Source organism: Usitatibacter palustris (assembly GCF_013003985.1).
Classification (GTDB): domain Bacteria; phylum Pseudomonadota; class Gammaproteobacteria; order Burkholderiales; family Usitatibacteraceae; genus Usitatibacter; species Usitatibacter palustris.
Genome location: NZ_CP053073.1, coordinates 308,421 through 317,894 on the forward strand (window position 1 = coordinate 308,421; position 9,474 = coordinate 317,894).

Below are 9,474 nucleotides of genomic sequence, written 5' to 3' on the forward strand. Positions count from 1 at the left end.
GCCGACGCAAAGTATTCCGCCCAGTACATGGAGGGGATTTTCACTCCGGGCATGACTGCACCCGCACATCGACACTCTGGCCCGGAGGCTTGGTACACCGTGACGGGAGAGACGTGCCTGGAGACGCCTGAAGGCAAGATGGTCGGACGAGCCGGCGGCTCACACGTGATCGTGCCGGGTGGTCCGCCCATGCATCTCACGGCCACCGGTACGGAAACACGCCGCGCGTTGGTCCTCATTCTTCACGATTCGAGCAAGCCACCCACGACCCCCGCTCATGACTGGTCGCCGAAAGGCTTGTGTCGAGAGTGACGCTCCGAACTTTGCATTCACTCCTCATTCTGATGTTGGCGAAGGAAAGAACAAATGTTCAGTCACGTGATGGTCGGTGCGAATGATATCGAGCGCTCCAGGCGCTTCTATGACGCTGTTCTTGGCGTGCTTGGTGCCGGCGAGCCGATTCGGAATGAAAACAAGACCGGGCAACTCCGTCTGTTCTATCGACACGACGGCGGGACGTTCTGCGTAAGCCCTCCCATCAATGGAGAGTCTGCAACCTTCGCCAATGGCGGCACCATTGGCTTCAAGTGCAGTTCCCCTGAGCAAGTTCAGAAATTCCACGACGTCGCAGTATCAAACGGTGGCACCTCCATTGAGGAGCCGCCGGGTCTTCGCGAGGGCGGCAAGCTCGGGTCCCTGTATCTGGCATACGTTCGCGATCCAGATGGAAACAAGCTCTGCGCCGTCTTCCGTCCAAAGTAGAGATGAAGAAGAAACGATCACCTCAGCATGGCGTTCAACCGAGGAGAGGGCGGCGAGAGCTGCTGCGATCCCTCGGTGCGTTGGCCGTCGCCACCGCCGCGAGCGGCTGCACGACGTTTGCAACCGCTCGACCCAGAAGTTACGACGCGGTCGTTGTCGGAGCCGGAGTCTTCGGAATCTGGGCGGCATACAAGCTGCACATGGCAGGCCGGCGAGTGGCCGTCATTGATGCCGTCGGCCCCGCCCACAGCGGTGCCTCGTCCGGGGGAGAGAGCCGCGTGACTCGCTGCGGTTACGGCGAGAAAGAGATCTATACAGAGTGGGCCTGGCGCTCGATCGGCGATTGGCAAGCGCTTTCCGCACGCTCTGGACTGCCCATCTTTCATCCGATGGGTGTGCTGTGGGTGCACACGCAGCCGAGCGAGCTGGTTCAAGCAAGCGCACGCGTGCTATCCCAAAGGAACATTCCATTCAGCTTGCTGGCGGCCGATGAGCTGAGACGCCGGTTTCCGGTCATGCGTGTGGGCAACGATGAGGCCGGGTTCCTCGAGCCTGCGGGCGGCGCGCTGATGGCTCGCAGGGCAGTCCAGTCGCTGGCTTCAGAACTGAAAGCCAACGGCGTTACGTTTCTGTCGGGCGAGGTATCGCCGGTCCGGCAGGAACAAGGGGAGCGCGGCGCCTTGACCGCCGTGACCACGAAGAGCGGCGAGCGGATCGATGCAGAGCAGTTCGTTTTCGCTTGCGGCCCGTGGCTGGATCGAATCTGCCCCGATGCGATGGCGAAGCGTCTGTTCGTCACCCGGCAGGAGGTCTTCTTCTTTTCGGTGGGTGCCGGCGCCACCGGTGATCTTCCGGTCTGGGCTGATCTGCCGTTCTATGGCTTTCCCAGCCTCGAAGGCCGCGGCTTCAAGGTGGCGGACGACACGCATGGACCGCCGATGGATCCCGATACGACGGATCGCCGCGCGAGCGCGGCCGGAGAAGAGGCGGCGCGCGCTTTCCTGGCGCGACGATTCCCGTCGCTGGCGAAGGCTCCATTGAATGAGACGCGGGTGTGCCAATACGAGAACAGTTCGACCGGTCACCTGGTCATTGATCGGCACCCGGGCCTCGATAACGTCTGGGTCGTTGGATGCGGCTCCGGGCATGGATTCAAACATGGACCGGCAGTTGGCAGTCACGTTGCCGAACTCGTCGCGGGTACCGCGAAGCCACGCGAACCCTTCCTCATCGCTAAAAAACTGCGACAACAGGATCGTGGCGTTCAATGACGCTTCAGTACGGCTGACACTGCGCGCGATTTCGGAGCTAGGTCAGGCCCCATCGTCGAACGGGGATGCTCTTGCCGTGATCGAAGAAGTACGGCGGTTGTACGGTCGCGTGGGCTTCCAGCCGCCCTGGATCTGCTATCTCGCGTTTGAAGGCGAGCGATGTGTCGGAACCTGCGGATTCACGTCGCCTCCTCATGACGATCGTGTAGAAATCGCCTACTACACATTTCCGGAAGACGAAGCACGCGGGGTTGCGACTCGCATGGCTTCCGAGCTTGTTGAAATTGCGCGCAAGTCTTCGCGTGATCTCGTCATCACGGCACACACGTTGCCGAGGCAGGGCGCCTCGACTGCCGTTCTTCGAAAACTGGGCTTCGCGCACGTCGCGACGAAGGAGCATCCCGACGACGGAATGATCTGGGTGTGGCAGCTTGGTGACGTGCTCGAGTGAGGGTCGAGGCGGCAATGGACGCTGCTCGTGACTGAGGCCCCTTCGTGGTTGCACTCGTACTGCACCTATGTACCCTAGTGGCAGCCAACAGATACCAGGAGCACCGGACATGTTTGCACTGCTGATGGGACTCAAGACGATCTCGCCGAAGGAACTGAATCAATTGATCCAGGACCGGCAGGTCACGGTGATCGACGTCAATTCGCGTCAAAGTTGGGAGAAGGCCCGTGTTCCCGGTGCCGTGAGCCTCGATCCCGCCAATTACACCGAAGGTGAGCTACCGCCGGACAAGGCCTCGGCTCTGGTGTTCTATTGCTCCAATCCCATGTGCAGGAAGGCACCGAGCGCCGCTCGTCGCGCCAAGGGCATGGGCTACAGCAATGTGAAAGTATTGTCCGCCGGCATCAGCGGCTGGCTTGGGGCCAACCTGCCCACGCACTCGGGCAACTAGAGGAAGGCGAACATCGTGTCCAATCAAATTCCTAAGACCTTGAACCTTGTTCGCGGCGAAACGCTTCTCGGGACAATCGACGTAAAGCCGGGCACTGCCGATGTCCCATGGTTCAGTGGAGCCTTCCACGCAACGCCTGAGTTTGAGAGCGTTCGAGATTTGTTCGAACGTGAGTTGCAGTTGCTTCAAGAGAACTCGAACGATGACTCCGCAACCTGGGACGACTGGGAAGAGGTTCACGCGGAGATCATTGATCCAGGCTTGCGCTTGCAGGCACCCGATTCGAGCTACGTTGTCGAGGACATCCTCATCCACATCGACGGCGCGGAGGCTTGGTGGCGTGAGTGACGAGGCGCGACACTTCACCGCTAGAGCGCATCGGTGACGCGAGAATTCCAGCTCGAGGTACCACGCCCAGAACGGAAGGACTCTTATCGCGCGCTCGTGCGCGAGTTCGTCGAGCGCGGTGAGGCGCTCGTGCCATTTGTCCTCTCCTTTCCTAACGAGGACTTCGATGCCTTTCTATCCCGGCTTGCCGCGTGCTCGAGAGGCGAGGGCATTCCGCCCGGCTTTGTCGCGCATTCCACGTTCTTCCTGGTGCAAAACGGCGCCGAAGTCGTGGGCGTCTCGAATCTGCGCCACCAACTGACGGAGAAGTTGAGACACGAAGGTGGGAACATCGGCTACGGCGTGCGTCCCAGCGTCCGCGGATCTGGGCTCGCGACGGTGTTACTACGCCACACACTCGACCGCGCGCGCCAGATCGGACTTTCGGAGGCGCTGCTTACCTGCGCGAAGGACAACATCGCATCAGTTCGAACTATTCTTCGCAACGGTGGCGAACTACTGTCTGAGGAGTATCTCGAGTCGCGCGGCGAGGTCGTTCAACGCTATGCAATCGGCCTCAATGGCTCACCGCGGTAGTTGGATATCTGGCTCAGCAGCTTCCGCGGTAGAACCGCGATGGGCACACCGACTCGTATGTCTCGTTTCCGCCCACCTGCACCTGGGCCCCGTCGAAGATGCGCTCGCCCTTTTCGTCGTGGCGGATCACCATCGTGGCCTTCCTGCCGCAACGGCAGATGGTCTTCATCTCCTCGAGCGTGTCGGCGATGGCGAGGAGCTCGAGCGAGCCCGCGAATCCGGCACCGCGGAAGTCGGTGCGCAACCCGTAGCAGATGACGGGAACCCGGTGCTCGTGGGAGAGTCGATGGAGCTCGCGGACCTGCGCCGGAGTCAGGAACTGCGCCTCGTCGATCAGGATGCAAGCGGGTCGCGAGGCGAGAGTTTCGGCGAACGACGTCTCCGGGGAGAAGGTCCTGGCCGGCCGCTCGACGTCCAGCCTGGAGGACACGACGCCGCGGCCCGCGCGATCGTCGAGCCCGGCGGTGTAGATGACCACTACCTGGCCCCGCTCCTCGTAGTTGTACGCGACCTGGAGGAGGTTCGTGGACTTGCCCGCGTTCATCGCGGCGTAACGGAAATAGAGCTTCGACATGGGGTTTGGATTGCTTTCGGGAAGTGCGATTATCCGACATCGCCGAGATCTCGGCATGATTCGGACACCCAGGAGGTCGGCGATGCTTAAGGAAGTGAACGTCCTAGCGAGTATCTGCGTTTCGATCGTCTGTTCCGCTTCATGGGCGCAATCTGCTTCGCCCGAATCAAGACCCCCAATGAAGCGCGATGTATACCTTGTGCTGACGAAGTCATCGTTGAACGGCGCATGTGATATTCCGAACTCGCCTTACGCGTGCATGGTCAAGGATGTCGAGGTGTGCCGCAAGAATCTTCCAATCGCGATCGATCAATGTGAAGGGAAGATGAAGAATCAAATGCCCGCCGAGATCAAGCCCGAGGAATCTCGACATTGGTCCACGCAGTTCGCTCGATGCATCGTCGATGATTACGTGTTGCTCGCAGGGGCGGCGAACCTCAATCCGGGAAAGTGCCCGCGTGGTGGCCAGTGAGGGCTGACAACGCGTTGGTCGGTCATTAGAGGGCAGCTCCGTGGCTTGCGACGAATGTACCCAACTGCAAACGCACTCGTTCAGATCACCGTCTGACCTGGTGCACGCGTTTCAAGTGGCGGCTGCGGAGCTTGACCGGGGCGTGCTCGAGCGTCTCGCAGTTGCGGACGCGACCATCCCGGAACAGGCGGCCATCAGTTCTGCGCTATCAGCCGGCGCGCTGCCCGACTTGATGCACTACCGATTTCGATGCGTCGTTTGCGGTGATACCTTTGAACTGTTCGGCGATACCAATCGCGGTGATGGTGGGTGGACTCGGAACGATGACAAAGCTGCCCTCTGACGACGCGGTGGGGCGATGAAGCAAGCGCTCGGCCTCGTCTCTCTCGTCGTCCGCGACTACGACGAAGCGCTCGCTTTCTACGTCGGCATCCTGGGCTTCACGCTCGTCGAGGACTCGTTCGTTCCCGAGCAGAACAAGCGCTGGGTTGTCGTCAGCCCGCCGGGCGCTACCGAGTCTCGTCTTCTACTCGCTCGAGCATCCAACCCGGAGCAGGCATCGCGCATCGGCAATCAAACCGGTGGCCGGGTCTTCTTGTTTCTCTACACGGATGACTTCGCACGCGACTACGAGCGCTACAAGGCTCGTGGCGTGGAGTTTGTTCGTGAGCCCAAGCAGGAACCGTATGGAACGGTCGCGGTGTTCAAGGACCTCTACGGCACCTTGTGGGATCTCGTCGAACCGAGGCAACGTTAGGCGCGCTACGAGGGCTCAATGTCGCCCGAGCATTTCGCAAACATAGCGGTGCACGTCGGCTCCGGCACCATTGCGATGGCAATCGGCCTGTACATGCTTGCCAGGCGCAAAGGCACGCCCGCCCACCGTCGCTGGGGGCGTCTCTTCTGCTATTTCACGCTTCTTGTTTGTTTTTCCGCGGCTGTTGGCACGGTCTTCTTTCGTTTTCTCCCGCTATTCGCGGTTCTCAACGTCCTCGTCCTGTATCAGCTTGTCAGTGGCTGGCGCTCCGCCTATACGCAGGGGCGCGGCCCGGCCGCAATTGACGCAGCCTGGACCGTGATTGCTGCTGTGTCCTCAGGCGTACTGGTTCCAATTTTGCTCGCGGCTCCAGGCGGCGCGAGCATGGTTGTGTATGCATCCCTGGGTGCGCTGGCGTTCATCCTCCTCTACGACGCGCTCAGGTGGCTATTCCCGCGCCGTTGGTTTCACGCACTCTGGCGCTATGAGCACAGTTACAAGCTGATCTCTTCCATTTTTGCCATGCTCTCGGCGTTGGTGGGTAACGTCGTGCGTGTCGGCCAACCGTGGTCGCAGATCGCGCCGTCCGTGGCCGGAACGTTGGTAGTCGCGTACTTCTTCTATCGCCTGTCCCGGCAGGACCCGGTTCGGCACACTTGAACGGCGGAGAGGTACCCCCAATGTGCTCCTGCGATGAGCCTGAAAATAAATTGGAAACGACCGCTCACGTATCTCCTCATTCCGGTCGCCCTGGTGCTCGTGTTCATCGGCGTCATGCCCCCGTTTCCGCCGTCTCGACCCACCAAGCCGGGCCAGGAGCAATCGACGCCGGCGGAGGAGCAGAATAGGAAATGACTCCTGACAACGCGCGGATCGTGAGACGCCAGAACGCGCTCCTCCTCGGTACGCCGTGCGCAAATGGAGGTTCGACCCCTCACAGGTCAAGACCCGGTGCGAGGTTGAGCTCGAGTTCAGGCTACGATGACGATCTTGCGAACCTGACGACGCGTTCGAGCGCACCCGCCGCTCAACCGGTTCGTCGGACATCAGCCGAAAGGATGCCGTGGCCGCCCAAAAAGTCCTCGATCAATGGTTAACGAAGTTGCGAGCAGTTTCCTACCGGGAGTTGGCGTCCCGAGTTGATTCGGTCACGACCGACGAAGTGGCTCGCGACAGTGAGCGCTCGTGGCAGCTTGAGGTGCAGGTCCTTTGGGACGATGAACCCAATGGGAACATCCGCGTCGTGGTGTCAGTCGATGATGGGGGCTTGCGTGCGTTCGTTCCGGTGACGAAGAGTTTCGTCAAGTCGCCATCGGGAGAGTTTGTCGGGGAGTAGACGCCAGCAGGAGCCGGGCAGCTAACAGCGGGATCGTAAGTCGGCATAGGAGGTCTTATGCAAACACTTACTGCAGCAGTTCTCTTCGTCATCTCAGCCGGTGCATTCGCGCAGGTCGTGCCACCGCGCTCGATCGACCTTGACCGCCCCGGCGAGCTCGATGCACTCGAGCGTGACAATCCCGGCCACTACCTCAAGATCGCGCAGATCCGCGAGCTCGCGAGTCGAATGCCCTGCAACGACGAGTTTCGCAGGACGCTCGCCGTGAAGTTTGATGCCGAGGTCAGTGCGTGCAGCTTTCTCACCATGACGAGCTACCCGTCCCAACGCCGGCTCACGTTCACGCTCGACACAATGAGCTACAGGACCACGGTGCAAATGGACGAGTCGGGTTACCGTTTCATCCCACTGAAGTAGCGGTGCCACTCATGCCAAGCCCTGCCGACCTGGCCTCTCGCTTGATTCGCAATGTCAATGAAGTCGAGCTTCGGCATGCTGGGCTCGAACCAAAGTACGAATGCAGCCACGCCCGGATAACTGAAGGAACGGCAGCGAAAAAGCTCGCGGCGGGCGTGAACGTCGTACCTCCGGGCAAGCGCGCCTGTCCGTATCACCTGCACCACGCGCAGGAAGAGATGTTCGTGATCCTCGAAGGGACGGGAACACTCCGCGTGGCCGGTGAGATGCTCCCGGTCAAAGCCGGCGATGTCGTCGTCATCCCGCCAGGCCGCGATTACCCGCATCAACTCATCAACACGTCCACGCAGGTTCTGAAGTACCTCGCCATTGGCACGACCGACGAACCGGAGATCTGTGAGTACCCGGATTCCGGGAAGTATCTTGCCGAGGCAGGTGTGGCGACAGAGCATCCCTTCGGCGTGATAGGTCGGAGCAGCACCAGCGTCGACTACTGGGACGGTGAGAAGTGATGTCCTTGCATTCGCTGGGCGCAGTGGTTCTGTGCCTGACATCGCTCGCCGCGTCGGCCCAATCGCCACAGGTTATCGATGTACCGACCCGGGACGGCGTCACGAACCGCGTCCTTTACATTTCACCCGCTCAACCCAAGGCCACCTTGCTTCTCTTCGCGGGCGGCCACGGAGGGCTCCAGCTCACGCCGGCGGGATCGATGAAATGGGGCGCAGGCAACTTCCTCGTTCGAACTCGCCAGCAGTTCGTCGACCAGGGTGTGGCGGTCATCGTTGTAGACGCGCCTTCGGATCGCCAGTCGACGCCCTTCCTCAACGGCTTTCGCCAGACGCCGGGACATGTCGCCGACGTGAAGGCGATCCTGGCTTGGGCGCGCGCGAAATCGAAAGCGCCGGTGTGGCTGATTGGAACGAGCCGCGGGACGCAGTCGGCTGCATACCTCGCGACCGAACTGCAGGGCGCGGATGCGCCGGACGGAATCGTGCTCACGTCCACGGTGCTGGCCGATCCGCGCGGACGCCCCGTGCCGGCGATGCCCCTCGAGCGGATCCAGGTGCCGGTGCTCGTCGTCCATCACGAGCAGGACGGCTGCTTCGCGTGCCTGTTCTCGGACGTGCCGCAGTTGATGGGCCGGCTCACGGGCACGAAGCGCAAGGAGCTGATTGCGGTGAAGGGCGGAGAAAGCCGCGGCGATCCGTGCGAGGCCTTCTCGCACCACGGTTACCTCGGCCAGGAAGCGGAGGTCGTGGAAAAGTTGGTCGCGTGGATCAACACGAAGTGAACACCAAGCCCGCCCCGGAGATCGTATGCGCCTCTTGCGCGTTGTCCTGCTCTCGCTGGCATTCTCTCTGACTTCGCAGTCCCTCCTGGCGGCCGACGTCGCCGCCGCGATCGCCGCCCTGGAGTCGCGCCTCGAGAAGGGGCTCGCTGCTCGAGACGCCTCCGCGCTGGAACCCTTGCTGGCCGAGCCATTCACGTGGGTTCACTCGTCTGATGGACGAATCGACTCGCGAGAAACATGGCTCGCAACGGCCGCGCGAGGCATCGCCCTGGCTGGACAACGAGACGCGAGAACGGAACATGGGTCCTCTCTCGCCGTGTACGGCGGCAACGAACCGCACACGGCGGTGCGCGTGTCCCGCGTCCGTCTTGTTGATGCCGCGGGCGCGAAGGAGACCTGGCTGCGGCAAACGCGCGTGTATGTCCGAGGCAGCGACGGGGGCTGGCGCCTGGCCGTGGGTCAGGGGGTTGCCATGTACCAAGGCCCGCTGCTCGACGCTGCGCTTCATGCACGCTACGCCGGCACGTACGCGATAGATCCGGGCCGATCGCTCACTCTGAAGTGGCAAGACGGCGCTCTCCTGGCGACCTTCCCAAGCGGTGCCGAGACGCAGATCTTTCTCGCCTCGCCGACCGAAGAAGCTGTGCGCGCCGAGGGCATTGGCAAATTGCGTTTCACGCTCGATGCACAAGGACAGCCAACTCATGCAGCGCTCGTCCGGAACGACAAGGAGTTGTGGCGCGGGACTCGCAGCAAGCCATGAGC

The 9,474-nt window shown here is 61.6% G+C and carries 15 protein-coding genes; 14 read left to right on the top strand and 1 reads right to left on the bottom strand.

Features of this window, described 5'->3' with window-relative positions; all coding sequences use genetic code 11:
* Positions 1 to 366 precede the first annotated feature (366 nt).
* The 6 genes from DSM104440_RS01590 (at position 367) to DSM104440_RS01615 (ending at position 3,859) form a co-directional block, all read left to right on the top strand.
* Positions 367 to 762, top strand: coding sequence for a VOC family protein (locus tag DSM104440_RS01590; protein WP_171160153.1), 396 nt, complete (start codon positions 367 to 369; stop codon positions 760 to 762).
* An 80-nt stretch (positions 763 to 842) separates the two neighbouring features.
* Complete coding sequence (locus tag DSM104440_RS01595) at positions 843 to 2,033, top strand: FAD-dependent oxidoreductase (RefSeq protein WP_171160155.1); 1,191 nt, start codon at positions 843 to 845, stop codon at positions 2,031 to 2,033.
* Positions 2,020 to 2,484, top strand: coding sequence for a GNAT family N-acetyltransferase (locus DSM104440_RS01600; protein ID WP_212758166.1), 465 nt, complete (start codon positions 2,020 to 2,022; stop codon positions 2,482 to 2,484). The genes DSM104440_RS01595 and DSM104440_RS01600 overlap by 14 nt, the downstream gene beginning before the upstream one ends.
* Positions 2,485 to 2,593: 109 nt before the next feature.
* Entirely contained in the window at positions 2,594 to 2,935 is a 342-nt protein-coding gene (locus DSM104440_RS01605; RefSeq protein WP_171160160.1) for a rhodanese-like domain-containing protein, read from the top strand.
* 15 nt (positions 2,936 to 2,950) lie between these two features.
* Entirely contained in the window at positions 2,951 to 3,283 is a 333-nt protein-coding gene (locus DSM104440_RS01610) for a hypothetical protein (RefSeq protein WP_171160162.1), read from the top strand.
* A gap of 33 nt (positions 3,284 to 3,316) precedes the next feature.
* Positions 3,317 to 3,859, top strand: coding sequence for a GNAT family N-acetyltransferase (locus tag DSM104440_RS01615; RefSeq protein ID WP_171160164.1), 543 nt, complete (start codon positions 3,317 to 3,319; stop codon positions 3,857 to 3,859).
* A gap of 13 nt (positions 3,860 to 3,872) precedes the next feature.
* Here the strand turns inward: DSM104440_RS01615 and DSM104440_RS01620 are convergent, their stop codons facing one another.
* Positions 3,873 to 4,433, bottom strand: coding sequence for a thymidine kinase (locus tag DSM104440_RS01620; RefSeq protein WP_171160166.1), 561 nt, complete (start codon positions 4,431 to 4,433; stop codon positions 3,873 to 3,875).
* Positions 4,434 to 4,611: 178 nt separating this feature from the next.
* On the opposite strand from DSM104440_RS01620, the gene DSM104440_RS01625 reads away from it, so the two are divergent.
* The 8 genes from DSM104440_RS01625 to DSM104440_RS01660 all read left to right on the top strand — a co-directional run bounded on the left by DSM104440_RS01625 (position 4,612) and on the right by DSM104440_RS01660 (position 9,472).
* Positions 4,612 to 4,905, top strand: coding sequence for a hypothetical protein (locus DSM104440_RS01625; protein WP_171160168.1), 294 nt, complete (start codon positions 4,612 to 4,614; stop codon positions 4,903 to 4,905).
* A 358-nt stretch (positions 4,906 to 5,263) separates the two neighbouring features.
* The gene (locus DSM104440_RS01630) at positions 5,264 to 5,662 is read left to right on the top strand and encodes a VOC family protein (RefSeq protein ID WP_171160170.1); all 399 of its coding nucleotides are present in this window, start codon (positions 5,264 to 5,266) and stop codon (positions 5,660 to 5,662) included.
* 18 nt (positions 5,663 to 5,680) lie between these two features.
* Entirely contained in the window at positions 5,681 to 6,322 is a 642-nt protein-coding gene (locus tag DSM104440_RS01635; RefSeq protein WP_171160172.1) for a DUF2306 domain-containing protein, read from the top strand.
* Positions 6,323 to 6,725: 403 nt separating this feature from the next.
* Entirely contained in the window at positions 6,726 to 6,998 is a 273-nt protein-coding gene (locus tag DSM104440_RS01640; RefSeq protein ID WP_171160174.1) for a hypothetical protein, read from the top strand.
* A 57-nt stretch (positions 6,999 to 7,055) separates the two neighbouring features.
* The gene (locus DSM104440_RS01645; RefSeq protein ID WP_171160176.1) at positions 7,056 to 7,415 is read left to right on the top strand and encodes a cyclin family protein; all 360 of its coding nucleotides are present in this window, start codon (positions 7,056 to 7,058) and stop codon (positions 7,413 to 7,415) included.
* 11 nt (positions 7,416 to 7,426) lie between these two features.
* The gene (locus DSM104440_RS01650; protein WP_171160178.1) at positions 7,427 to 7,927 is read left to right on the top strand and encodes a cupin domain-containing protein; all 501 of its coding nucleotides are present in this window, start codon (positions 7,427 to 7,429) and stop codon (positions 7,925 to 7,927) included.
* A gap of 146 nt (positions 7,928 to 8,073) precedes the next feature.
* Complete coding sequence (locus DSM104440_RS01655) at positions 8,074 to 8,709, top strand: alpha/beta hydrolase (RefSeq protein WP_246212073.1); 636 nt, start codon at positions 8,074 to 8,076, stop codon at positions 8,707 to 8,709.
* 25 nt (positions 8,710 to 8,734) lie between these two features.
* Positions 8,735 to 9,472, top strand: a complete 738-nt coding sequence (locus tag DSM104440_RS01660) for a nuclear transport factor 2 family protein (RefSeq protein ID WP_171160182.1) — start codon at positions 8,735 to 8,737, stop codon at positions 9,470 to 9,472.
* Positions 9,473 to 9,474 lie beyond the last annotated feature (2 nt).

Bases quoted from the DNA above. Each gene is read 5' to 3' on its own strand.
- DSM104440_RS01590 (WP_171160153.1), top strand. From the start codon at position 367: ATGTTCAGTCACGTGATGGTCGGTGCGAATGATATCGAGCGCTCCAGG.
- DSM104440_RS01605 (WP_171160160.1), top strand. From the start codon at position 2,594: ATGTTTGCACTGCTGATGGGACTCAAGACGATCTCGCCGAAGGAACTG.
- DSM104440_RS01620 (WP_171160166.1), bottom strand. From the start codon at position 4,433: ATGTCGAAGCTCTATTTCCGTTACGCCGCGATGAACGCGGGCAAGTCC.
- DSM104440_RS01625 (WP_171160168.1), top strand. From the start codon at position 4,612: ATGAAGCGCGATGTATACCTTGTGCTGACGAAGTCATCGTTGAACGGC.
- DSM104440_RS01630 (WP_171160170.1), top strand. From the start codon at position 5,264: ATGAAGCAAGCGCTCGGCCTCGTCTCTCTCGTCGTCCGCGACTACGAC.
- DSM104440_RS01635 (WP_171160172.1), top strand. From the start codon at position 5,681: ATGTCGCCCGAGCATTTCGCAAACATAGCGGTGCACGTCGGCTCCGGC.
- DSM104440_RS01645 (WP_171160176.1), top strand. From the start codon at position 7,056: ATGCAAACACTTACTGCAGCAGTTCTCTTCGTCATCTCAGCCGGTGCA.
- DSM104440_RS01650 (WP_171160178.1), top strand. From the start codon at position 7,427: ATGCCAAGCCCTGCCGACCTGGCCTCTCGCTTGATTCGCAATGTCAAT.
- DSM104440_RS01660 (WP_171160182.1), top strand. From the start codon at position 8,735: ATGCGCCTCTTGCGCGTTGTCCTGCTCTCGCTGGCATTCTCTCTGACT.